This window comes from Acetomicrobium sp. S15 = DSM 107314 (assembly GCF_016125955.1).
Classification (GTDB): domain Bacteria; phylum Synergistota; class Synergistia; order Synergistales; family Thermosynergistaceae; genus Thermosynergistes; species Thermosynergistes pyruvativorans.
Genome location: NZ_JADEVE010000184.1, coordinates 36,698 through 58,841, shown reverse-complemented (window position 1 = coordinate 58,841; position 22,144 = coordinate 36,698). Strand labels below are relative to the sequence as shown.

The window sequence follows — 22,144 nt, the reverse complement described above, 5'->3', positions numbered from 1 at the left end:
TCACACCTCTGCCAAGGACTTGCCGCGCTTCATTTGAACCAGTACCGGCACGTCGAGCTTTACCGCGCTTTCCATCGTCTCTTTGAGCGCCTCTTCGACTTCGCCCGAGTTTTGCCCGTGGCATTCGCATACTATGGAATCGTGAATCTGAAGGACCATTCTCGCTTCGCCGCTCAAATGCTCGGCCTTCTTCGAGAACTTGATCATGGCAAGCTTTGCGACATCAGCAGCGCTGCTTTGAATAGGGGTATTTATGGCTACGCGCCTCATAGCGTCGGCACCCCTTCCTTCCGTAGTAGAAACTTCATTCAGGGGGCGCCGCCTCCCGAATATGGAAAGGGTGTATCCTCTCGCCTTGGCCTCCTCGAAACTTCTTTCGAGGTAATCCTTGACCTTGGGAAGGGCCTGGAAGTAACGTTCCATTATCTTTTGCGCCTCGCTCCTCGCGATGCCGAGCCGCTGGGATAGGCCGAAGGAACTCATGCCATACAAAAGCCCGAAATTTATCATTTTGGCCAACCTGCGCAACTCAGGTGTAACAGCGTCTCCGGCAACTCCAAAAACCCACGAAGCCGTTTCGGCGTGAATATCGCGCCCAGCAGAAAAGGCCTCTAACAAGCGCTCCTCCTTCGAAAGGTGAGCGAGGACGCGGAGCTCTATCTGGGAATAATCGCCCGCCACGAAAACCCTGTCCGGCTCATGGGGGATGAAGGCCTTTCGCAGCGCAAAAGCGTTTTCTCCATAGGCCGGGATGTTTTGGATGTTAGGGTCTCTGCTGCTGAGCCTGCCGGTCCCAGTAGAGGTGTGGTCGAAGGTGGAATGCACGCACCCGCTCTCTTGGTCGATAGCCCGCAGGATGGCCTGCGCAAAGCCGGAGAGCAACTTTGAAAGCTCACGGTGTTCGAGCAATTTTTTGGGAACCTCGCTGAGCTCGGTATCAAGCTTAGAGAGCTCTTCCAACACGGTAACGTCGGTGGAATAACCCGTCTTCGTCCTTTTGGTCGGAGGCAGTCCAAGTTTTTCGAAGAGCAGCCACCCCACCTGCTTGGGCGAGTTGAGGTTTATCTCTGTACCGGCCATTCGCGCTATGGAGGCTTCCACCTCCTTTATGCGGATAGCGAGCTCTCCTGCCAAGCCTTCGAGCATTTTTCTGTCTACAGCCAGACCATAGGCTTCCATTTCAGCCAGGACGGGAGAGAGGGGTTGGTCTATCTCTATCATGAGCTTGCGCAGGGCTTCGTCGCCAAAGCCTGCCTCCTGCGCTTCTTTAGCATGCCATATCGCGTCGCCCTGCTCGAGCAAGGTGACCGGAAATAAGCCTCCCGAAGTCTTAAGGCCGTGGTCGGGCATATCAGGGTGCAACAGGTAGTGGCCCACTTTTACGTCCCAGATGCGCTCGCAGGGCACGGGCAGCTCCCCTAAGGCTTGGCAGAATTCCTTATAACCCCAGAGGTAAAATTTGGAGCTGCGAAGCGCGCTCAAGGCCTCAACAGGCCAACCCTTGGATGGGGATTCTATAAGTGAGCGCCTTCCATCCCTCGACGAAATGAGCAACTTTTTAATGGCGAAATGCTTTGGGTAAACTCCCTCACCCTGCCAGGCTATGACGAGTTCGTCTTCGCCTGCCAACTCATCGATGGAAGAATTTTGCAGTGCGGGCTTTGCTGTTATCGATCTTTCCTCCGACTTTTTCGGATCGTCTATCTCTATTTTGAGCCTCTCCGCCAACTTTTTGAGGCCGAGCTTCCTGCAAAGTGCCTTAAGCCCATCGACATCGGGCTCTTTGGGCAGGAAGCTTTCAACCTCGACCGGCAAATCGGCCTCGAGCTTCGCCAAACTCCTGCTCTCCAATATGCGGTCGCGAAGGGGCTCTATTTTCTCTTTCAGAGAAGAAGGCAGCTCATCCAGATGCTCAAAGATGCCCTCAACGGAGCCGTATTCGCGCAACAGAGAAGATGCCCTCTTGTCCCCTATTCCCGGAACCCCGGGCACGTTGTCCACCTTATCGCCCACCAAAGCCAGATAATCGACGAACGCTCGCGGAGGAAAGCCGTACTCTTCTGTGAAGGTTTCGGCGTCGTAAACCTTAAAATCGCTCACCCCCCTCGACGGCTTGATGACCCGGATGCCTGGTGCCAAGATCTGCATTAGGTCTTTATCCGCCGTGAGGATCAGGGCCTCTACGCCAGAATTTGCAGCGCGCAAGGCAGCTGACGCTATGACGTCGTCAGCCTCTACCCCTTCCACTTCGAACACCGGCAGCCCCAAAAGCGCGACCAGCTCCTTTATCAAAGGGAGTTGAACCTTGAAAGCGTCAGGTGCCGGCTGGCGTCCTGCCTTGTATTCGCGGTAAGCTTGATGCCTGAAAGTCTCACCCTTGGCATCGAACACTACGGCCACATGTGTCGGCTTTTCATCGTTGAGGACCTTCAGGAGCATGTTCACGAAGCCCAAAACGGCGTTCGTGGGCGTGCCGTCCGGAGCGTTCAGCTCCGGCAGGGCATAGAAAGCCCTGAAGGCCAAGGCATGGCCGTCCACGAGCAATAGTTTTTGCTTGGCCAATTTTCCCCCTCCGTTCCTGGCAGACAAAGCCATATTTGTATATAATCTCACAGAATGCCGGTCTGTAAAAGCCTTTTCGCCGAGGCCGCAAGGAACGAGATGAGAAATAGGAGGATAGCACGATGACAGATGTGCGCGTCAGGTTTGCCCCGAGCCCCACGGGCGCCCTTCACATAGGAGGTGCCCATACGGCTCTCTTCAACTGGCTATGGGCCAAAAAACACGGCGGAAGATTTGTGTTGAGGATAGAGGATACGGACAGGGAGCGATCCACGCAGGCCTATGAGGATACGATATATGCCGGATTGCGATGGTTGGGACTGGATTGGGACGAAGGACCGGATTGCGGAGGTCCTTATGGCCCTTATCGGCAGTCTGAGAGATTGGAGCTTTATATGGAATGCGCCGAAGATTTAGTATCGCGCGGTCTGGCCTATCGCGACGGAGCGGCGATAATATTCAAAATACCCCAGGGAGAGACGATATCGTTCGAAGATGCCGTGTACGGAGCGATAAGCGTCAAAAGCGAGACGCTGAAGGACCAGGTCTTAATGAAGAGCGACGGCACCCCCACCTACAACTACGCCGTAGTGATAGACGATCACCACATGGCCATAAATTGGGTCATAAGGGGGGAAGACCACATAGCCAACACGCCCAAGCAGATTTTGTTTTACAAGGCTTTTGGCTGGGAATTGCCGCGCTTCGCCCACCTGCCCATGATACTCGGCAAAGACAAGAAGAAGCTCTCCAAGAGGCATGGTGCCACGAGCGTCCACGAGTACAAGGACATGGGGTACCTACCCGAGGCTGTCTTTAACTTCCTCGCCCTCCTCGGATGGTCGCCAGGCGGCGACAAGGAGATATTCACGAGGGAGGAGGCAACTCGGCTCTTCGAGATCTCTCGCGTCGTGAAGAGGGCCGCCATTTTCGACATGGATAAACTCAACTACGTCAACCAGGAACATATAAAGATGATGGACCCTAAATCCCTCGTCGATGCGGTGCTACCTTTTTGGAAAAAGCTCGGGCTTCCAGTCGAGCAATTCGACCGCTCCTATTTAGAGCAAGCCGTAAGCCTCCTTGAGGGCAGAGGGAGGACACTCGTAGAGATCGCCGAATTTACGGATTACTTCTTCGATTTTAATAGCGTCGCTAAACGCTATGACGGCAAGGAGTCGGCAGATAAAGCAGAGAGCCTTCGCCCCTTCTTCCGTGCCCTTCTGGCGATAGAGCCGTGGGAAGCGCCACAGATGGAAAACTTCGCACGACAATGGTGCGATGAAAAAGGGATGAAGCTGAAAGATGTGGCGATGCCGTTGCGATTGGTCCTCACCGGAAGGAAGGTGAGCCCGGGAATCTTCGAGGTGGCCCAGCTACTCGGGCGCGACGAGGTAAAAAAGCGCCTATCTCATTACAACCTGATCTGAAATTGGCGGAGGGAAGCTTCAGTCACATCAGAGCTCCCCTCCGCCCTCAAAAAGCGCGCCGTGCGCTCAAAAGCTCACGACGATGCGGCTTCTGGCGCGGCGGTCTCCATTACTTGCGCTTCAGACGGGATGCGCTCGACCTGCGGTACCTCTTCGGCTTTTTTGCCTGAATCGATCACCACTTGAGCTTTCCTGTCGTATGATGAGAGCAGGAACTCTTCCGTCATCCACAAGCATTGCACCGGGCATATTTCTGTGCACTGCGCGCAAAAACAACAACGATCAACATGCACCATAACCTTCTTATCCTCAGGGATATAGGTTATGGCGTTGGCCGGGCACACGCGCGTACAAAGGCGACAGCCTATGCACTTTTCCCTATCGTAGCCGATTTTGCCGCGAAAATGCTTCGGCACCTCCACAGGCGGATTGATCTGCACGCGCCCTTCGGCGGCTGCTTTCAATACCTCTCCCAAATTGTCGGGCATATGAGGCACCGGAAAGAGGTTAGTAAACGGCTTCTCGACAACTTGTTTTAAGATCTGCAAAGTCATGCGATTTAACACTGGCATTCCCTCCTCAATAGATCGCCACTTCGAGCGTAAGAAGCAGCATGCCCGCCAGGGCCAAGCCGCCGACCTGAATCCAATAGAAGCGCGCGGCCTGCCAGATCTTAAACCTACCAAAGGCCGTCCGCACCGTCGTTACTCCCACAGTCTGGACAACGAACGTCTTGATCCAAAACCAGACGAAATCTATGACGAACAGCCCAACGCCGGAGAGACCCATCGCCTTGCCTAAAGACCAAGGGAAGAAAAGCGCGACGACCACGGCGCACAGCGCCAATGTCCTAACGGAGTAAGTGAGCTTGAGCAGCGCTAAGTTGCGCCCCGAATATTCGGAGATCAACCCCTCGAGGATCTCCGTCTTCGCCTCCGCTATGTCCATGGGGACCTTTCCCACTTCGGCCGGCACCACAGCCAACAGTGCGAGCAACAGCGACAAAAGCCCTAGCGCCCCGACCCAGCCGACCGTATTCCACAGAGAAAGGGAAGAAAAGGTCTCGAGGCTGAAAGCCGGGCCAGGAATTCCTCGACGATATACGAGCCAGGCCATCGTCGATACGACGAGGGCCAAAGGCAACTCATAGCTCATCATCAGCACCATTTCGCGTTGAGAGCCCACGTTCGCATAAGGGGAGCCGCTGGCAAAGCCGCCTACGACGAGGGCCACGGCAGAGAGGGCTAAGAGATACGTGATGAGGATCAAGTCCCCCTCGCTTCCCAATATAGGAGGAAGCGCCCCCATCGGTATGTAGAGGAAAACCATGAGCGCAGTGACGAGGGCCATCCAAGGAGCCCCATTGAAGGCCCACGCCACCGCCCTGCGGGGCACTATGGACTCTTTGCCCAGGAGCTTCAATACGTCGTAAAAGGGCTGCAGGAGGGGAGGCCCGAACCTGCGCTGCATACGTGCGCTGATTATGCGATCGACGCCCTCGTAAAGCAGTGCGAGGAGCACTCCTAAGCATAGAAGCGCACCGCCTGCGATCAGCTTGGCCACGAATATCAAGACGCTCATCGCCCCATCAACCTCCTCGTCTTCTCCCTTGAGCGCTTCAAGAGCTCTTCCTTCGTCAAAACCTCAGACGAGCCGCTCCTTTTGTCTATCACGAGGGCCCTCTCCATACAGGATATGCACGGATCTATGCTGTTTACGATGAGAGGGGCATCCGCTATCTCTTGTCCCCGGAACATGATCGGCCACGAGACGATGTTGGCATAGGTTGGGGCTCTCACCTTCCACCACGTGACGTTCTCGTCTCCCTTCGTGAGCTTCACAATGTGCGCGTCATCGCCTCTGGGAGCTTCTATGCTGCTCCAACCTACGCCGTCGGCGGCCTTCAAAAGGGCCAATAATTTGGGGAGTTTCGGCTCCGCCATGAGTGGCCCTTCGGGTAAACCCGACAGCGCTTTTTCTATTATGTCAAGCGACTGATAGACCTCTAAAACCCGCACGAGGAAACGGTCGAAGACGTCGCCGTAGACCTCACCCATGTAGTCTTGCGGCACTATGGGCGTCACCTCTATGTCGGCGTAAGCCTCATAGGGAGACGACCAGCGCAGGTCGACCCGGAGGCCGCTCGCCCTCGCCGTCGGTCCCACCGCACAGTAGCGCACGGCATCCTCGGGCGGCAGAGTGCCAACATGCCTCATGCGCGCCTTCGTTATGGGGTCTTCTGTAGCCACCTCGTAAAAGGCCGCGAACTCCCTCCTGTAATAACTCAACATGTCCTCAAGCGCCGCCGCCGCTTCTGGCGTTATGTCTCGCCTTACGCCGCCTATCGTTCCTACGCCGTAATTGACGCGATTGCCCGACACGGCCTCGAGCACATCCATGACCTTTTCCCTGAGCAGCAACCCCAGATTGAAAGCCGAATCGTAGCCGAAGGTATAACAGGCTACGCCGGCCCACAAGATGTGGGAGTGGACCCTCTCGAGCTCGAGCATGATCGTCCTTATATACTGAGCCCGCTTGGGTACGGAGATTGATGCGGCGTCCTCCACGGCTCTGACGAAGCTTTCGATGTGGGCGAAGGAGCAGATCCCGCATATCCTCTCCGCCAGATATATAACCTGGATAGGATTGCGTTCCCTGGCCATGAATTCTATCCCTCGATGGATGGCACCCGGGCGAACCTTTATGTCTACTATCCTCTCCCCATCCACCTCAAGCCATGTGGTTATAGGCTCCTTGAGGCCAACGTGAACGGGGCCTATCGGTATTTTATAGGTTTTAGCTTCTCCTACAGCCATTGTATGCCCTCCTAAGACAGCTCCCGTATCTGTTCCGGTTTTGGACCAGCTTCATCGCGCCGCCAGGGTTTGATTTGTTCATCCCAATCCTCCGGCAGAAATACGAGCGATTCGTCAGGCATCCCAGAAAAAGCGATGCCGAGCATCTCCCGCATCTCCCGCTCGCTGTACTCTGCACCTGGGATACGGTCCTGTATTGACGGCATGGTCAGATCGTCCTTCGGGAGGTAAACGCTCACCGCCACGCCCAATCTTGAAGCCTTACCACTGCTCTGGAATAGAGTGAAATGATAGTTTAAAAGCACAGCCTCCCCCTCATCGTTCCCAGACATGACGTGGAAAAATGGGAAGTCGAGCTCGAATAGGATATCTAAGAGCTCGAGGAACTTGTCCTTGGGACAGCGAAGCCACAGATCGTGAAAACATACGGTATCGTTCGAACCGGCCTTCCGATCTCTCAGTCCCACAACTTCGACCGCATCCCCCAACCGCTCTTTAATTACGCTGACCACAGCTTCGGGAGCCAGCGCCTTGTCCGTATACTCAGCTCTGCGCGACATCGGCCACATCTGCCTCCTTGCTGTCAAGCGATTCCCTCAAAGCTTCGAGCTTCAGGACCGCCTTGGCTACGCCCTCTATGATGGCCTCAGGCCTTGGCGGGCAACCGTGGACATAGACATCAACGGGAAGCACCTGGTCCACCGGCCCATCGAGGCTATACGATTTGTAGAAGACATCACCGGAACATCCGCAGTTGCCCACGACGATCACCACCTTAGGATCCGGCATCTGATCGTAGATATGCTTCAACCTCTCCGTCATATACTTGGTCACCGGCCCGGTGACCAAGAGGGCATCCGCGTGTCTTGGCGAGCCCACGAGCTTCATACCGAACCGCTCTATGTCATAGCGAGGGGTCAAGGTCGCCACCACCTCGATATCGCAACCGTTACATGAGCCGCTGTTGCACAAGAACACCCAAATAGATCTGGGCAGGATTTCCAACGTCTTCGCTAAATCCATCTTCAGCATCTCTTTCGCCTCCTACAGCACGATGAGCGCAGAAATGAGGGCGGTAGTCACTACGAGATAGCCCACGTAATCGCTGGCGATCCCGGTGTGAAGGCTCAAAAGCAACTTATAAAAGGGAGAAAGGGCCTCCGTGAAACCCCAGTAGGCCGAGCTGGCGGGCACCGCTATCTCGTCTCCGTCTTTAGGGACGGGGTTGCCGCCATAGAATATCTCGTCTTGGTACGTGCCCACTTTATAGTCGCTTCTGCCGGCGGACCTGAAGTAAAAGACCAACACGGCCGCCAAGGCGAAGAAGACGATCCAGGCATATACATTCCAATACCCGAAGCCAGACTGCACAGTCCCCAACATCATCACAATCCACTCCTCATGATGGCCTCAATGTAGCCCGCCTGATCGACCAAAGCCTGCGCTGCTGGGCCAACCAGTTTCGACAAAGACCACGTAGGCATAAAACTCAGCCAGAGTATGGCCACCAACAAAACCGTCATGCCCACGAGCATGCTCCTCGGAACCTCCCTCACCTCAGAAAAGCGTGCCCTCGCCGGGCCCAAGAAAGCCGACTGAAAGACCTTCACGAAGGAAGCGAGAGTGAGGATCGAGGTGACCAGCGCCATAACCGTAAGGATGGGGTGCACGGCAAAGGAAGACTCGTACACCAAAAGCTTCGACACGAACCCGTTGACCGGAGGAAGCCCGGCGATAGCCGCAGCCGAAACGACGAACATGACCGTGGTATACGGCATATTCCTGGCCAACCCTCCCAACCGGTTCAGATCGAGCGTCCCAGACGCGTAGAAAATAGATCCGGCGGTGAGGAAGAGCAAGCCCTTATACATGGCATGGTTGATTATGTGGAAGATGCCGCCCTGCATCGCCGTGAAGCCGTATTCGCTCATGGCCTGAGGGTGCGTCAAGGCCAACAGCCCCACTCCGACGCCCAACAACATGTAGCCCGTCTGAGAAACGGCGTGATAAGCCATGAGGCGCTTTACTTCCTTCTGTATGACGGCCATTACGACTGCGATGAACATGGAGAGGATCCCGAAGACTATTATGATCCACGCCACGGCAGGAGTATCGAGGGCTCGACCGTAAACGGAGAAGGAGATACGGAACAGGCCGTAAAGGGAGGCCTGGCTCACGGAGACCAAGAAGCACGATATGCCTGCCGGCGCCTGGGAATAAGCGTCGGGAACCCACATGTGTAGCGGCACGGCGCCGCACTTCATGGCTAAAGCAGCCACAAAGAGCGCAAGCGCCACCTTTTCGGGCAATCCCAACCGCATGGATTTCGCGATGGCGGCCATATTGAGCGCCCCATACCGCCCGTAGAGGATGCCCACCCCTATCAAAACCATGAGAGCCGCTATAGTAGACAGCAGCATGTACTTAAAGCTGGCTTCGATGGCCTCGGGAGTATTGCGCCAAAAGGCGATAAGGCCATAAGAGGCTACAGAAGCGATCTCCAGAAAGACGAAGAAGTTAAAGAGGTCGCCCGTGGTCTCCATACCGAGCATTCCGGCTGTAAGGAGGAAATAGAGGGCAACGAACTTCTCTCCGCCGGTCGTGCGGTCCAAGAACCTTAGTGAGAAAATGGCTCCCGCGAAGGAAACGATGGAACCAGAGAGAGCCATAAAGGCGCTGAAGGCGTCCACTTCCATTATGATGCGGATGGGAAGTTTCATACCGGATGGGAGCGTGAGGCGCCAGTTTTCGCCCCCCATTACGTAGACTACAATCCCTTCTGTCCCCACTCGCCGCCAAAGCAGAAAAGCTATGACAGTCGTAGCGGCGATCATAACCGTAAACCAGACGTCCCGCAGGCGACGATTGGCGAAAGCGGGCGCCGCAAAGGCCCCCAAGAGCGGTACGGCTATGAGCAACGCAGGTAGATGGATTTGCCAGTTCATCCTCGCAGCCTCCTTATCTCGCGGACGTCAAGAGTGCCGTAATGGCGATAGAGCAACATGATGAGGGAAAGCATCAGCGCTGTCGTCGCTACGCCTATGACGATAGATGTAAGCGTCAGCGCCTGCGGCGTAGGCAACACCATCCTTTTAACTTCGCCAGCCAAGGTGTAGACCGGGATGGATCCGCCCGTTCTGTAGCCCAAGACTATGAGGAACAGGTTTGTGGCTGCCTCGACCATGGATACGCCTATCGCTATTTTGATGAGATTTTTGTCGAAGAGGATCAAAGCCATACCTATAGCGAAGACCAATCCGACCACGACGAAAGGAAAGTTACCTGTCATGACTCTCCTCCTCTCCCCCGAGCTCCATGCGGATTCCCTTGAACATGTAAACGATTATGAGCGACAACCCCGCAATTACCTCCAACCCGACAGCCAAATTCATCAGCGCTATGGTTCCTGAGCTGTTCAGCACTCCAGGGTTACTGCCGAGAGGAACCATCGAGCCGAAGAGGCCTCCTTTTTTCGCTAAGAAGTTGTAAAAGAAGGTGGTCGATATGCCGAAAAGTCCTGCCCCCAAGAATACCAAGAGTCCAGTACTCTCCGCGGCGCTGAATAGCCCCTCTTTGACCCAACCGAGAAGCCTCTTCCCTCCGTGGGCGACCAACAAGAAGGCTATAAAAGTGGCAACAACGGCTCCGCCCTGAAAACCTCCTCCCGGAGAGAGGTGCCCGTGAACTATGACGTAGGCGCCGAAGATAACCATGAACCAGGCGAAGACATTGCAAACCGTCCTAACTATTACGGAAAGGGGATTCATCGCTCATGACCTCCCTTTCTAAAAAGCGCTACCACGGATGTAACGGCCGTAAACAGCACCGCAGCCTCTCCCAATGTGTCGAAGCCCCTGTAGTCGAAGACTATAGAGGTGACCACGTTGTTGGCCGCCCTTTCTTCTTGAGCGCGTTCCAGGAAATAGTCGTCCATAGCGGGTTCCAAGGGCTCACCGAAGGGGTGGATATCCTGAAGCGCTCCGAAGAAGAGTCCGCACATCACCATGAGCCCCAATAGATAAAAGATTCGCCATCCTCTCATGCGCTTCACCTCCTGGTGCGCTTGCACGCCCGCAGGGCGATCATGTATATAGCCGTGGAGAGGCCGGCTCCTATTCCAGCCTCGGCTATAGCCACGTCGGGAGCCTGCAGGATATAGAATTCCAATGAAATCACGAGGCTCATAATCGCAAGCGAGACCACGGCCGCCAATAGATCTCTGAACCACGCCGCAAAAAAGGCCGACACCACTATGAGGATCAGCACAGCTGCATGCAATACGTCAGCCATTAGCGACACCGCCCTTTCTTTCTCTCTCGGCCAGGCGATCCACCACGGCCATGGCAGGTTTGACTCCGCTCCTATGGGCTGCCCTGGCTATGGCATGACCACCAGTGGCGTTTGTGATCAAAATTGCCAAAACCGCAATCACCACGTGGATGAAGAGCGCCAAGAATCGCCCGTCTCCCGTGCTTCCGTACTTGTAGAGGGCATATACCACCACAGCTGCCGACGTGAATATGGAGCCAAAGGTTGTGCATTTGGTCGTTCCGTGGAGGCGAGTGTATACGTCAGGAAAACGATACAACGCCACTGTAGCAAGACAATTAAATGCAAGCCCTATAAAGAGGCAGATGGCCAATAAGAGGAACGCGATCGCGTACATTCCTAAAGACCCCCCTCCAAATAGCGCGCGATAAAGATTGTCCCCACAAAAGACAGAGCCGCATAGACTATGGCCACATCCACCATAACCACCGAATCGTAGACAGCCGACAAAAGGATCATCAGGGCTACAACTAAGGTGTTAAGGGCATCGAGCGCCACTACTCTATCCGGATTTGTGGGGCCGGCTATCGCGCGGCCTACCATCAAAATCGCCGCTATACCCAACACAGCGCTGCCAAAGAGGAGCAATGATGTCATTCCGCAATCCTCCTTGCCCATTCCTCAAAAGGGCCATACAATTCCGGCCCAGCGGGGGTCTTGTTCGTCACGTTGATCCAATGGATATAAAGCGCTCGCTCCTCCTCGTCTACGTCAACGGTGAGAGTGCCGGGGGTGAGCGTGATGGAGTTGGCGAGCAAGGTCGTGGAAATATCGTTCGTGAGCCCGATATCGACCTTTACTATACCGGGCCTGATCTTGCCTGTGATGACCCTCAACGCGACATCGATGTTGGCCTTGGCCATGGCCACAAGGAACGGACCAAACAGATAGACGACAAAGCGAACCCATCTATCTGGTCGCAGCGCCCCTAAGCGCACGACATAGGGACTCCAACTCTTTGCGGCGACGGCCATTATCGTCGCAAGAGCTAATGCTATTACGACCTCAGACAACGGTATCCCTCCGCCGCTCCAGACGAGCAAAAGGTAAGTGACGGCGGAAAGGATGAAGATTACCAAGCAAACCACCTCCCCAAACGTATGCAATATCCTTTACACCTAATATGCCCGAAACCATTATAACAATAGTTAAAGATCCTACAAGCCAGCAGAAGATTCCCTCACACTTGAGCTGTCCAAAGTCTCCCAATCGCTTCTTTCGCCTTCTGGGCGAAAGGCTTTCGCGCTCGCTCCTCCAGCGTAAATTCGCTGCACTGAGTCAGGTCATCCATGAAATCCTGCTCCAGCCGAGAGGCAACCTCCTTGCTGTATATAAAGGCTTGAATTTCAAAGTTTATCTCGAAACTCCTCAAGTCCAGATTGGTCGTGCCCACCGACGCAGCCTTCCCGTCGACGATGACAACTTTTGAGTGAATAAAGCCATTATTGTAACTGAATATGCGCACGCCAGCAGTCAAAAGATCGTCGATATTGGCTTGGGAAGCCCAAAACACAAAAATATGATCGGCCAAACCGGGCACAATTATACGCACATCGAGGCCGCTTAGGGAAGCTGCTTTGAGGGCGGTCTTTATGCTCTCGCCGGGAACCAGGTAGGGTGTCGTGATCCATATGCGCTCAGTTGCCGAAGCGATCAAGGAAAAATAGCCTATCATAACAGGGCTCAGCTCCAGGTCCGGACCGCTATTCACAATCTGAACGGGGATCCACAAACTGGGCCCCTCCACTTGCGGGAATAGATCGGGTTCGTCGAGATCTTGGCCGCTGCAGAATCGCCAATCGCTCAAAAAGACATCCTGCAGTTTGTGAACGGCTTCTCCTTCTACCTTCAAATGCGTATCGCGCCAAAAACCGAAGCGACGATCTCGGCTCAGATATTTGTCGCCTATATTGAGCCCGCCCATAAAGCCCACCTTGCCGTCCACGACGATGATCTTGCGATGGTTCCTGTGGTTCAGCTTACGGCGGAGCATCGGCAAAGAAATGGGAGCGAAGGGATACACCTCTACCCCGGCACCCTTTAGCGATTCTATGTAATCCTTCCCTATATTCCAGCTGCCGACGCTGTCATATATGACCCTAACCCTCAATCCCTCTTTAGCTTTCCTTTCGAGGATTTCCCTTATTTCGTTGCCTATTCCATCGTTTGATATGGAAAAATATTCCATATGAATGAAGCGTTCAGCCTTGGAGAGTGAGCTTTTTATGGCCATAAACGTGGCATCACCATTGGTCAAGACCTCCAAGGTATTTCTAAAGATGAGCGGTGCCATTGATGTCTTCAAAAGTGAAATGACGGTCTTCCAGGGGAACACGGAGGCTGCCATTGACTCTAAGGCCTTTAGCTCATCCTCCGCCCAGCGCTCCATGATCGCGCTCTTTTTATGCTTCAACCCTCTGAATGCAGCCCTTTTGTCTAAGTTCGGACCGAACAGAAAATACAAAACAAAGCCGACAATGGGCAGAAACAGAAGAATGAGCATCCAAGCTATTGTCCTGTCGGGATTCTTGTTTTCAAAAAAGATTACGACGGCTGCAAAGACGGCATACAGCGTTAGGAAGAGGCCGGCATATGGACTGATAGCACTGAAGAAGGCAAAAAAACCGGCCTGCTCCGATTCCCCGAGCCGTAACCCACAGTAAGCGCTCACAATATAAACGACAAAGAGCACCACTGCCAAAAGGGGCAAAATGACGGAAGATTCCTCGAACGTCCGCTCCTTTAGGGTTATCAATGCCTCTTTCAGCCGCGCAAGGTTAGCCTTCGACGACTTTTACCACCACCTTCCTCGCCCTTCCGCCGTCGAACTCGCACAAAAACACCCCCTGCCATTTGCCCAGTAGCAACTTGCCGTCTTCCACGAAGACGGTCAAGGAGTTTCCCAACAGGCTTGACTTTATGTGAGCCGCGGCGTTCCCCTCCTGGTGCCGATAATCGAAATCCCATGGTATAAGTCTGTCGAGGGACTCGGTGATATCGATCGCTACGCTGGGGTCCGCGTTTTCGTTTATCACGAGGGCAGCTGTAGTGTGAGGCAGAAAGAGGTGGCAGAGGCCGCTTTGCACGTCCGTCCTTTCTACGGCCTCTGCCACCTCTGCCGTAATATCCACCAGCTCAGTCCGCTTTTGCGTCCTTACGTTTATCGTTTGAAGCAAGGATCTTCGCCCTCGCGCTCCGTCAATCAGTAGCGATCATCACATTGGAAGCCTTTATTACGGCATAGACTTCCTTCCCCTCGGTCAGACCGAGGTTTTCCGCCGACGTCTTCGTAATGATGGAGACGATCTCAAGCCCACCTGGGAGCTCCAAGGTCACCTCGGAATTCACCGCTCCATGGATCACCTTTTTGACCTTGCCCTTTAGCACGTTTCTCGCGCTGATCTTCATCGGGCTCGCACCTCCTTCATAGTATTTACTTTAATTATACAACGTCACTCTCCTGAAACGCGCTTAACTCAGCCCTTTCGAATTCGGCCGAGTGACTTTCCTCGCTCTGTCCATGTATACCCTTAATCTCCAGTATTCGGTCAACCCTGAAGGTCCTCTCCTCGTTTCGCTGCGCACAAAAAGCCCGCATCCCCAAGTATCTCTTGCCCCGATACTCCATTTCGCCTACTTCCTTAGGCCATACGACTCTCTTGGTCTTCTCGTCATTGGGCTTGAGATAGACTATCTCTAAAGCCGCCTTTTTCAGGATGGCCTCCTCGATGAGCTTGACCTTCTCATCGATGGGGAGGTCTTCCTCAGCCTTCTTGTACTGATACCTGGTCAGGAACTTCACAACTTGCCAGTCCATCCAAATATGCCTCTTGAGGATAGGTTTTTTGAGGACGAGGCCTTCAAAGGATGTGCATCGGCTCAGCGCAACGTAGACTTGGCCATGAGCGAAGGCACCCCTTCCTATATCTATAATGACTTTGTCGAAGGATTTCCCCTGACTCTTGTGGATGGTCACCGCCCAAGCCAGCATCAAGGGATATTGAGTGAACTTTCCGATGACCTCCGATTTCAACTTGTCGTCTTCCGAGAAAAAGCGGAAGATTTCCCATGTATTGGGCGTCACTTCCACTTCCTCGCCATCGGCGAGCTCTACGACAACGACCGCCTCCTCATCGGGATATCGGATTATATCGGTGATCCTACCTACGCTGCCGTTTACCCATCTGCCCTGAGGGTCATTGTTGAGCATCATGACCTGAGCTCCCCCTTTGAGCTGGAGTTCGATTGCCGTAGGCAGGTAATCGTCGCCGAACTCTCCTTCGATAAAACCCGTAAAGCTGTACATAGGGCCTTTCAACTTTGACAGCTGTCGCCTGTTGATCTCTTCGGCCTGCCTGTTGGTAGTGGTCAAATAGATGTAAAATTCGTCCGGCGGAGGCTCAAATTCGGGCATAACCCTGCTGTTGAGGAGTTCTATCTCCTCTTCGGAGACGGACTTGTTCCGGATGGCGTTGAGCAGATCTATGAACCGCTGATCGTGCTGACGGTAGATCTTATCCAACTCCACGAAGGCCATATCGATGGACTTGAAGACATGAGCGCTATAGAAATAAGGGCTTTCGTAGAGCGAACCGAAGGCTGCCCTTTCGCTCCCGGTGACCACCGGTGGAAGCTGGTAAAGGTCGCCTATGAAGATCATCTGGATTCCCCCGAAAGGTTTGCCTTTTAGAGGGCCGTTCAACCTCAAGAACTTATCCACGCAATCGAGCAGGTCGGCTCTCACCATGGAGATCTCGTCTATGACGATAGTGTCGATGTTCCGATACACATCGCCCCTATCGCTTGAGGAAGGGATTTTCTTTATGCGCTCCATCGTGACGTTCGGCTTAAAGCCGAAGAAGGAGTGGATGGTTTGCCCGCAGACGTTTAAGGCAGCCACGCCGGTAGGGGCCAACACTGCTATCCGCTTTGCGGTCGTAGCACGAAAATAGCTCAACAGCGTAGATTTGCCGGTGCCTGCCCGCCCCGTTACAAAGACGCCCTTGTCGGTTTTTTCCATCAACTCTAAGGCCCGGCGGAAACCTTCGTTCAGCTCTATCTTCATTTGTTTTCTCACCTTCGTTCGGTCTCGTCCCATCTTCGGATGCCGACTTTGCGGTGCACCGTTCTCCGAAAGCATTTGTCGAGTATATTCATTATAATGGAGCAAACATAAAAAGGGGGTCTCGTTTCGATGGGAGCCAAAGCCTTCTTAAACGGTCACATTTATATCTCCTTCTGCCCGAAGAAAGAGGCGGGCGGCCTCTTGATCGCTGGAGGCCGAGTATTATCGTCAGGCAGAGAGGATCAGATCAGGGATCTCGCTGAGAGACTTGGGGCCGAGATCGTAGATTTAAAGGGAAAGACGCTCCTTCCGGGTTTCATAGACTCTCACGCTCATCTCGATGAAGTCGGACTCTCCCTCCGCTCCGTCGACTTGAGAGGCACGAAGAGTCTCGAGGAGCTCAAGGGAAAACTCGATGCCTTCGCACGAGATAACGACTCGCCGTGGATATTGGGATACGGATGGGACCAGGAGCTATTCGCAGAGCACAGGTGGCCCACGAGATACGATCTGGATGCCGTAGAGAAGAAGCGACCTGTCATGCTGTCCAGAGTATGCCTCCATGCGGCAGTCATCAACACGCCGGCCCTAAAAGAGTTAGGATTGGACCCCTCCTCGCCGAATGTCTTGAAGGGCAAAGACAGGGCTCCTTCCGGAGTGATCGTAGAGGAAGCTCTAAATATCGCCAAGGAGAAGTTCAGGAGGTCTCTCACCATCGAAGACTGGAAAGAATATTTGCGAGCTGGCGCATTTCATGCCGCCTCGCGCGGTGTAAGCACCCTCGGCTTCGTAAGCTGCGGCGCAAGGGAACTGGCGGCATTGATCGAGTTGGGCGAAGAGCTCCCTCTGAGGGTCAGGGCCTACCTCAACCCCGAAAGAGACGTCTTGAAGGCTTTAAAGGGCCTGGGCATAAGGCGAGGCTTCGGAGACGACCTGCTCAAGATTCAAGGCATAAAGATATTGGCAGACGGTTCCCTCGGGGCCCGCACGGCACGGCTTTCCGATCCCTACGAGGACGACCCCGAGGCCTTCGGCCAGTATAACGTCAGAAGAGACGAGCTCTTTTCGCTCGCGGCGGAGGCTGACGAAGCCAAATTGCAGCTCGCCATCCACGGCATAGGCGACGCCACCATAGATATGATCCTCGACGCATACGAGGCGCTGGGACACAGCGATCTAAGGCACAGGATCGAACACGCCTCCTTATCGAGGCCTGACCAAATCGAGCGAATGGCGCAAGTCGGCATCGCCGTAACAGTTCAACCTCACTTCGTCCTCACAGACTGGTGGCTCTTAGAAAGGGTCGGTCAACGGAGGGCCAAATGGATTTATCCCTTTAGAAGCATAATGCAAGCCGGAGTGCCGGTGGGCTTCGGGACGGATTCGCCAGTCGAGCCGATCGATCCCTTTGAAACCCTATATGCGGCCGTCACAAGGGGGAAATTTGAAGCTCCCTCAGTGTATGAAACATCCAAAGAAGAAGCGCTAACCGTAGAAGAATCGCTTTACTGCTATACCCTTGGCTCGGCTTACATTATGGGCGAAGAAAAGCTCTTGGGAAACCTGGAGGAAGGAAAAATCGCCGACTTCGTAGTGGTGGAAGACGATCCTCTGACCGTAGATGAGCGCCACCTGCGCACCGTAAGGACAGCAGAGACTTATTTGGGCGGAAGAAGGGTATTTTGAGCCGTCAGGTTTTACGCCATAAAAAATCTCGGATAGAAGCAAGGGAAGCACCAACATAGCGTGCAACCTCACTGGCGCTGATGCAGCTTGCCTCTGGCGTAGGAGAAGTATATGCCAATGGCGCAGAGGACGGCGGAGATGATGAAAGCTGTATTCACGCTTTTCACGAAAACGTGCAAGTTGCCCGGCCCTATTTGCGCCTGGCCCATAGTAAACGCGAAGAGCACCGTCGCCAAGGCTAAGCTTGTCATCTGCCCCAAAAGCCTCATCGTGGCCAAAGACCCCGAAGCTATGCCGTAATGCTCCCTTGATACGGAGCTCATGATAGCGTTCATGTTGGGCGAGGAAAAGAGCGCAAATCCAACGCCCAAACAGGAAAGCGAGAGCGCCATGAAATAAAGCGACGTATGAAGCTCGAGCATGGAAAGCATAAAAAGCCCAAGGGCCGTCAAGGCCATGCCCAGAGAAGCTATTATGCCCGGCTCTATCCTGTCGGAAAGTTTACCCGCCGAAGGGGAAAGCAGCGCCTGGAAGGCCGGCTGCACCATCAGGACTAGCCCGGCACTTTGAGGGGATAACCCTTTGGCGTATTGGAGATAAAGGCTGAGGAGGAAGGCCACGGCCGCCGTGGCAGAGTAATTGATGAGGGCTGCCAGGTTGGAGAAGGCAAACGTCCGATTTGTAATGAAAAGGCGCACTTCAAAGACGGGATTGGATATGGAAAGCTCGCACTTCACGAAGGCAACCAAGAGTGCTCCGCCTGCTATCATAAAATATATCCCCAGATTAGCAGGCAAAAGCGAAACGCCATACATGAAAAATACGAGCGACGTCACATAAAGAAGGCTTCCTTTTGCGTCAAACTCCTCTCCCTCGGCGTCGGCCCACTCTCCTTGAAGGTGCCTCTTTACGAGATAAAATACACACGCGCTGGCGATGCCTCCGGCCAAAAACACGCTCCTCCAACCTAAACGATGCACTAAAGTCCCGCCTAAGAAGGGGCCCATAGACATGCCCAGGTATATAGAGGCCGTATTTATCCCCATAGCCCTTCCCCGTTCGCCAGGCGGGAATACGCATGCCAAGATGGCCACCGAGGTCGTAACGATCATAGCGCCGCCGACCCCTTGGATGACCCTAAAAAATATGAGGAATAAAAGCGACGGGGATGCGGCAGCCGAAAAGTTCGAGGCAGCGAATAAAACAGCACCCAGGGCAAAGATCTTCTTTCTTCCTACTATGTCAGCGAACTTGCCCATGGGAACCAACGAGGCAGCGGTGGCCAACAGATACGTCGTGGCCACCCATCCCAAGAGGGTGGCGCCGGCATTGAACTCTCTACCAATGGAAGGAAGCGATATGTTAACTGAAGATATCATGAAAGGAGAAAGGAAAGAGGCTACAGCTGAGACCACTAAGACCGTCTTCTTCGAGGCGACATTTGCCAGCTCCATCCCCACCTTTGAACATACCTGTAATCGCAGCCATGTAAAATGTACCATAATAGGTAAGAATTTTATCATGACCAAAAGGGGAGTTTTACTTGTCGCTGAAACTGATAGCCATAGATCTGGATGGAACGCTTCTAAATTCAAAAAATGCGATCTCGCCCCGCACCGAGGCAGCCATAAGGCGCGCTGCGGAGTCTGGAATAGTTGTAACGATCGCTACGGGGCGTATGTATCGTTCGGCGCTCGCCATCGCAAAAAAACTTGATCTCGATGTCCCATTAATCACCTATAACGGAGCGCTCGTCCGCTCGGTAAGCGGAAAAGTCTACTACCATCGCCCGATACCAGAAAAACTTTCACACGAAATTATGATGTTATTCAAAGAAATGAGATGGCACATTCAGACATATATTGACGACACCCTATATGTACGACACCTCGATGAAAAGGCAAAGGCATACGCTACAATAGCCGGGGTGGAAGCGATCCCATTGGGAGACGCTTTATACACGATCAAAGGCGAGCCCACCAAGATGCTCGGCATAGCCGATTCGCCGGAGGAAGCTGGCGCAATGTATGAATATCTAAATGCTGACTTCGGCACAAAGCTTTTTATCGCTATCTCTCAAGCTCCTAACGCCATATATGTGGAGATCTGTCATCCCGAGGTGAGCAAGGGAAAGGCTTTGACAATGTTAGCCCAAAGCTTAAGCATAAAGAAAGAAGAAATAATGGCCATAGGCGACTCTGGTAACGACGTTTCGCTGCTCGACGCCGCCGGCCTTCCCGTAGCAATGGCAAACGCACGACCTGAAGTAAAAGAAAGGGCGCAAATTATAACGAAGAGCAACGACGAAGACGGAGTGGCGTTGGTCATAGAAAGCGCCCTCAATGCCCGCCCGCAAAACACCTGCTCTTGTGCACTTTTATCGCATCAAGAGCCGCGGAAGCCATAACGTGACGTCGGGAGCGTAAACGATAACCACCAAGGCCGCTATCGAGGCTATAACGAAGGGGATTACGGCACGGGAGATCTCGTCCATCGATACGCCACCGATATTGCACCCCACATAGAGGTTGACCGCCACCGGCGGCGTTACCTGTCCTATGGCCAGGTTTATTGTCATTACTATGCCGAACCAAACCGGATCCCAGCCGAAGTGAGCCATCACCGGCATGAAGATGGGCAGAAGCAAGTAATATATAGAGATGGCATCCAAGAGCATTCCTGCCACGAGCAGGACGCCATTTATGAGGGCTATGACGACATAAGGATTAGAACTCAACGATATCACCGCCTGGGATATCCTCTCCACCACGCCCAGAACCGTCATGGCCCATCCAAAGATCCCGGCAAAGGAAACCACGAGCATTACCACCGCTGAGGAGACGCAGGTCTCCACTAATAGCTCGTATAAGTCCTTGAGAGTGAGCGTCTTATACACCACGAAGCCCACAAAGAGGCCGTAAACCACACCTACCGCAGCCGCTTCAGTGGGCGTAAATATTCCTCCATATATGCCACCCAATATGATGACCGGAGTGATGAGCGCCCAGAAGGCGTCTTTGAAAGCGTGCAATACCTCACGGGCCGTACCGAACCGCTCACCCTTATACCCACGAGCCACTGAGATGATAAAAGCTACAACTATGAGAAAGAGTCCCACCACAATACCGGGTATGATGCCGGCAAGAAACAATTCGCTTATTGAGGCGCCCGTGATTACGCCGTAGACGATAAACCCTATGCTCGGCGGAATCACGATAGCGAGGCCACTTGCAGCAGATGTAATCGCCGCGGCAAAACCTCGGTCATAACCGGCTTTTACCATGCCGGGGATTAGTATGGTACCCAAAGCAGCCACAGTAGCAGGTCCCGATCCGGAGACGGCTCCCCAAAAGAGCGCAGTTATGACCGTCACGATAGCCATACCGCCGCTTATCGGGCCCACAAGTAGCATTATCAAGTGGACAATCTTATCCGATATCTTAGCCCTCCCCATGATTACACCGGCCAGGATGAAAAAGGGGATAGCCAATAGAGAAAATTTCGATATATTGGCGAAGAATACGGGGGCGAACATCTGGGCACCCAGGTTAAACCAATACACGACGGCCATCCCTGCCAGGCCTAAGGCTATCGCTATAGGGACCTTAAAGGCGATCATGACGAAGAAAAGGCCTAACAATACTACACCGGGATCTATGTTCACTTCGGCTTCACCTCCACATCGGGCTCAACTTCGGGCACATCCGAAGAAAGGGCCTTCCATTCATCTATGCCTCTCTGAATAGTCCTCGCTATCAGCAGAAACGCGCACACCGGCACGGCGAGGCCGAATATCCACATAGGAAGAGCCATAGAGTAGGTGGTCATTCCAGACCTGTATTCCGACCTCACCATATCCACGCCGTGAAGCGCAAGGAGTAGAAATAGGATTACGCCGCAAAGAGTGACCGCTAAAGACGCAACCTTTTTGAGCCCTGTAGACAGCCGGTCGACCAAAAAAGTGACGCCCAAAAGCGCTCCCTTCCGCGTAGCTATAGATGCTCCAAGCATCGTGATCCATACAAACAAGTTGACCAAGAGCTCCTCTGAGAAGGAGAAAGAAAAGGTTGTAAGGTATCTTACGATCACGTTAATAAAAGCTAAAATGGCCATGAAAAAGAGCATGACGGCACACGTCCACTCTTCGGCCTTGTCAAGAAATCTAAGCATGCCCCAACATCACCCCTTCTCCCGGCGCACAATCACACCGAGCCGTTAAACGGGAACAGGGGAGCCGCCACAAAGGCAACTCCCCT

25 protein-coding genes are annotated in these 22,144 nt (G+C 53.7%); 3 read left to right on the top strand and 22 right to left on the bottom strand.

The window, feature by feature from the left end; translation table 11 throughout:
• Positions 1-2,562 carry a DNA polymerase gene (locus EZM41_RS04985; RefSeq protein ID WP_198470035.1) on the bottom strand — a complete coding sequence of 854 codons (2,562 nt, stop codon included), beginning with the start codon at positions 2,560-2,562 and terminating at the stop codon, positions 1-3.
• Between the two features lie 122 nt (positions 2,563-2,684).
• On the opposite strand from EZM41_RS04985, the gene gltX reads away from it, so the two are divergent.
• Positions 2,685-3,992: a glutamate--tRNA ligase gene (gene gltX, locus EZM41_RS04980; RefSeq protein ID WP_198470034.1), complete on the top strand. Its 1,308-nt coding sequence runs from the start codon at positions 2,685-2,687 to the stop codon at positions 3,990-3,992.
• 74 nt (positions 3,993-4,066) lie between these two features.
• Here gltX and EZM41_RS04975 read toward each other — a convergent pair whose 3' ends face one another.
• The 18 genes from EZM41_RS04975 to EZM41_RS04890 all read right to left on the bottom strand — a co-directional run bounded on the left by EZM41_RS04975 (position 4,067) and on the right by EZM41_RS04890 (position 16,202).
• On the bottom strand, positions 4,067-4,558 hold the full coding sequence (locus tag EZM41_RS04975) for a 4Fe-4S binding protein (RefSeq protein WP_198470033.1): 492 nt from the start codon (positions 4,556-4,558) through the stop codon (positions 4,067-4,069).
• 13 nt (positions 4,559-4,571) lie between these two features.
• Positions 4,572-5,573 (bottom strand): respiratory chain complex I subunit 1 family protein, encoded by a 1,002-nt coding sequence (locus EZM41_RS04970; protein WP_198470032.1) that lies wholly within the window; start codon positions 5,571-5,573, stop codon positions 4,572-4,574.
• Complete coding sequence (locus EZM41_RS04965; RefSeq protein ID WP_198470031.1) at positions 5,570-6,808, bottom strand: hydrogenase large subunit; 1,239 nt, start codon at positions 6,806-6,808, stop codon at positions 5,570-5,572. Before EZM41_RS04965 ends, EZM41_RS04970 begins: the two co-directional genes overlap by 4 nt.
• Before the next feature lie 11 nt (positions 6,809-6,819).
• Positions 6,820-7,368, bottom strand: a complete 549-nt coding sequence (locus EZM41_RS04960) for an NADH-quinone oxidoreductase subunit C (protein ID WP_198470030.1) — start codon at positions 7,366-7,368, stop codon at positions 6,820-6,822.
• Complete coding sequence (locus tag EZM41_RS04955) at positions 7,352-7,840, bottom strand: NADH-quinone oxidoreductase subunit B family protein (RefSeq protein WP_446697814.1); 489 nt, start codon at positions 7,838-7,840, stop codon at positions 7,352-7,354. Before EZM41_RS04955 ends, EZM41_RS04960 begins: the two co-directional genes overlap by 17 nt.
• A 12-nt stretch (positions 7,841-7,852) precedes the next feature.
• On the bottom strand, positions 7,853-8,194 hold the full coding sequence (locus EZM41_RS04950; protein ID WP_232619076.1) for a hydrogenase: 342 nt from the start codon (positions 8,192-8,194) through the stop codon (positions 7,853-7,855).
• Positions 8,194-9,753, bottom strand: a complete 1,560-nt coding sequence (locus tag EZM41_RS04945; RefSeq protein ID WP_198470029.1) for a proton-conducting transporter transmembrane domain-containing protein — start codon at positions 9,751-9,753, stop codon at positions 8,194-8,196. The genes EZM41_RS04950 and EZM41_RS04945 overlap by 1 nt, the downstream gene beginning before the upstream one ends.
• On the bottom strand, positions 9,750-10,097 hold the full coding sequence (locus EZM41_RS04940) for a sodium:proton antiporter (protein WP_198470028.1): 348 nt from the start codon (positions 10,095-10,097) through the stop codon (positions 9,750-9,752). Before EZM41_RS04940 ends, EZM41_RS04945 begins: the two co-directional genes overlap by 4 nt.
• On the bottom strand, positions 10,087-10,575 hold the full coding sequence (locus tag EZM41_RS04935; RefSeq protein ID WP_198470027.1) for an MnhB domain-containing protein: 489 nt from the start codon (positions 10,573-10,575) through the stop codon (positions 10,087-10,089). Before EZM41_RS04935 ends, EZM41_RS04940 begins: the two co-directional genes overlap by 11 nt.
• A complete protein-coding gene (mbhE, locus tag EZM41_RS04930; protein WP_198470026.1) occupies positions 10,572-10,850 on the bottom strand; it encodes a hydrogen gas-evolving membrane-bound hydrogenase subunit E in 279 nt (92 codons plus the stop codon). The genes EZM41_RS04935 and mbhE overlap by 4 nt, the downstream gene beginning before the upstream one ends.
• Positions 10,851-10,855: 5 nt before the next feature.
• A complete protein-coding gene (locus tag EZM41_RS04925; protein WP_198470025.1) occupies positions 10,856-11,098 on the bottom strand; it encodes a hydrogenase subunit MbhD domain-containing protein in 243 nt (80 codons plus the stop codon).
• A complete protein-coding gene (gene mnhG, locus EZM41_RS04920) occupies positions 11,091-11,474 on the bottom strand; it encodes a monovalent cation/H(+) antiporter subunit G (protein WP_198470024.1) in 384 nt (127 codons plus the stop codon). The genes EZM41_RS04925 and mnhG overlap by 8 nt, the downstream gene beginning before the upstream one ends.
• Positions 11,475-11,476: 2 nt before the next feature.
• The gene (locus tag EZM41_RS04915; protein ID WP_198470023.1) at positions 11,477-11,734 is read right to left on the bottom strand and encodes a monovalent cation/H+ antiporter complex subunit F; all 258 of its coding nucleotides are present in this window, start codon (positions 11,732-11,734) and stop codon (positions 11,477-11,479) included.
• Entirely contained in the window at positions 11,731-12,225 is a 495-nt protein-coding gene (locus EZM41_RS04910; protein ID WP_342449244.1) for a Na+/H+ antiporter subunit E, read from the bottom strand. Before EZM41_RS04910 ends, EZM41_RS04915 begins: the two co-directional genes overlap by 4 nt.
• A gap of 92 nt (positions 12,226-12,317) precedes the next feature.
• A complete protein-coding gene (gene cls, locus EZM41_RS04905) occupies positions 12,318-13,892 on the bottom strand; it encodes a cardiolipin synthase (RefSeq protein WP_198470021.1) in 1,575 nt (524 codons plus the stop codon).
• A 22-nt stretch (positions 13,893-13,914) separates the two neighbouring features.
• The gene (locus tag EZM41_RS04900) at positions 13,915-14,313 is read right to left on the bottom strand and encodes a secondary thiamine-phosphate synthase enzyme YjbQ (protein ID WP_198470020.1); all 399 of its coding nucleotides are present in this window, start codon (positions 14,311-14,313) and stop codon (positions 13,915-13,917) included.
• Between the two features lie 22 nt (positions 14,314-14,335).
• Positions 14,336-14,545: a TOBE domain-containing protein gene (locus tag EZM41_RS04895; RefSeq protein ID WP_198470019.1), complete on the bottom strand. Its 210-nt coding sequence runs from the start codon at positions 14,543-14,545 to the stop codon at positions 14,336-14,338.
• Between the two features lie 34 nt (positions 14,546-14,579).
• Positions 14,580-16,202 carry an AAA family ATPase gene (locus tag EZM41_RS04890; protein ID WP_198470018.1) on the bottom strand — a complete coding sequence of 541 codons (1,623 nt, stop codon included), beginning with the start codon at positions 16,200-16,202 and terminating at the stop codon, positions 14,580-14,582.
• A 129-nt stretch (positions 16,203-16,331) separates the two neighbouring features.
• On the opposite strand from EZM41_RS04890, the gene EZM41_RS04885 reads away from it, so the two are divergent.
• Positions 16,332-17,888 carry an amidohydrolase gene (locus EZM41_RS04885; RefSeq protein WP_198470017.1) on the top strand — a complete coding sequence of 519 codons (1,557 nt, stop codon included), beginning with the start codon at positions 16,332-16,334 and terminating at the stop codon, positions 17,886-17,888.
• 68 nt (positions 17,889-17,956) lie between these two features.
• On the opposite strand, the gene EZM41_RS04880 is transcribed toward EZM41_RS04885, so the two are convergent.
• Positions 17,957-19,342, bottom strand: coding sequence for an MFS transporter (locus EZM41_RS04880; RefSeq protein ID WP_232619075.1), 1,386 nt, complete (start codon positions 19,340-19,342; stop codon positions 17,957-17,959).
• 89 nt (positions 19,343-19,431) lie between these two features.
• Between EZM41_RS04880 and EZM41_RS04875 the strand changes: the two genes are divergently transcribed.
• Complete coding sequence (locus EZM41_RS04875; protein WP_198470016.1) at positions 19,432-20,295, top strand: Cof-type HAD-IIB family hydrolase; 864 nt, start codon at positions 19,432-19,434, stop codon at positions 20,293-20,295.
• On the opposite strand, the gene EZM41_RS04870 is transcribed toward EZM41_RS04875, so the two are convergent.
• Positions 20,266-21,552 carry a TRAP transporter large permease subunit gene (locus EZM41_RS04870; RefSeq protein WP_198470015.1) on the bottom strand — a complete coding sequence of 429 codons (1,287 nt, stop codon included), beginning with the start codon at positions 21,550-21,552 and terminating at the stop codon, positions 20,266-20,268. The two genes, EZM41_RS04875 and EZM41_RS04870, sit on opposite strands and share 30 nt — an antisense overlap.
• Positions 21,549-22,058, bottom strand: coding sequence for a TRAP transporter small permease (locus tag EZM41_RS04865; RefSeq protein WP_198470014.1), 510 nt, complete (start codon positions 22,056-22,058; stop codon positions 21,549-21,551). Before EZM41_RS04865 ends, EZM41_RS04870 begins: the two co-directional genes overlap by 4 nt.
• Positions 22,059-22,144 lie beyond the last annotated feature (86 nt).

What these genes read in the sequence shown, in the direction of transcription:
- gltX (WP_198470034.1), top strand. Translation starts at nt 2,685, where the DNA reads ATGACAGATGTGCGCGTCAGGTTTGCCCCGAGCCCCACGGGCGCCCTT.
- EZM41_RS04970 (WP_198470032.1), bottom strand. Translation starts at nt 5,573, where the DNA reads ATGAGCGTCTTGATATTCGTGGCCAAGCTGATCGCAGGCGGTGCGCTT.
- EZM41_RS04965 (WP_198470031.1), bottom strand. Translation starts at nt 6,808, where the DNA reads ATGGCTGTAGGAGAAGCTAAAACCTATAAAATACCGATAGGCCCCGTT.
- EZM41_RS04960 (WP_198470030.1), bottom strand. Translation starts at nt 7,368, where the DNA reads ATGTCGCGCAGAGCTGAGTATACGGACAAGGCGCTGGCTCCCGAAGCT.
- EZM41_RS04955 (WP_446697814.1), bottom strand. Translation starts at nt 7,840, where the DNA reads ATGCTGAAGATGGATTTAGCGAAGACGTTGGAAATCCTGCCCAGATCT.
- EZM41_RS04950 (WP_232619076.1), bottom strand. Translation starts at nt 8,194, where the DNA reads ATGATGTTGGGGACTGTGCAGTCTGGCTTCGGGTATTGGAATGTATAT.
- EZM41_RS04945 (WP_198470029.1), bottom strand. Translation starts at nt 9,753, where the DNA reads ATGAACTGGCAAATCCATCTACCTGCGTTGCTCATAGCCGTACCGCTC.
- EZM41_RS04940 (WP_198470028.1), bottom strand. Translation starts at nt 10,097, where the DNA reads ATGACAGGTAACTTTCCTTTCGTCGTGGTCGGATTGGTCTTCGCTATA.
- EZM41_RS04935 (WP_198470027.1), bottom strand. Translation starts at nt 10,575, where the DNA reads ATGAATCCCCTTTCCGTAATAGTTAGGACGGTTTGCAATGTCTTCGCC.
- mbhE (WP_198470026.1), bottom strand. Translation starts at nt 10,850, where the DNA reads ATGAGAGGATGGCGAATCTTTTATCTATTGGGGCTCATGGTGATGTGC.
- EZM41_RS04925 (WP_198470025.1), bottom strand. Translation starts at nt 11,098, where the DNA reads ATGGCTGACGTATTGCATGCAGCTGTGCTGATCCTCATAGTGGTGTCG.
- mnhG (WP_198470024.1), bottom strand. Translation starts at nt 11,474, where the DNA reads ATGTACGCGATCGCGTTCCTCTTATTGGCCATCTGCCTCTTTATAGGG.
- EZM41_RS04915 (WP_198470023.1), bottom strand. Translation starts at nt 11,734, where the DNA reads ATGACATCATTGCTCCTCTTTGGCAGCGCTGTGTTGGGTATAGCGGCG.
- EZM41_RS04895 (WP_198470019.1), bottom strand. Translation starts at nt 14,545, where the DNA reads ATGAAGATCAGCGCGAGAAACGTGCTAAAGGGCAAGGTCAAAAAGGTG.
- EZM41_RS04890 (WP_198470018.1), bottom strand. Translation starts at nt 16,202, where the DNA reads ATGAAGATAGAGCTGAACGAAGGTTTCCGCCGGGCCTTAGAGTTGATG.
- EZM41_RS04885 (WP_198470017.1), top strand. Translation starts at nt 16,332, where the DNA reads ATGGGAGCCAAAGCCTTCTTAAACGGTCACATTTATATCTCCTTCTGC.
- EZM41_RS04880 (WP_232619075.1), bottom strand. Translation starts at nt 19,342, where the DNA reads ATGGAGCTGGCAAATGTCGCCTCGAAGAAGACGGTCTTAGTGGTCTCA.
- EZM41_RS04865 (WP_198470014.1), bottom strand. Translation starts at nt 22,058, where the DNA reads ATGCTTAGATTTCTTGACAAGGCCGAAGAGTGGACGTGTGCCGTCATG.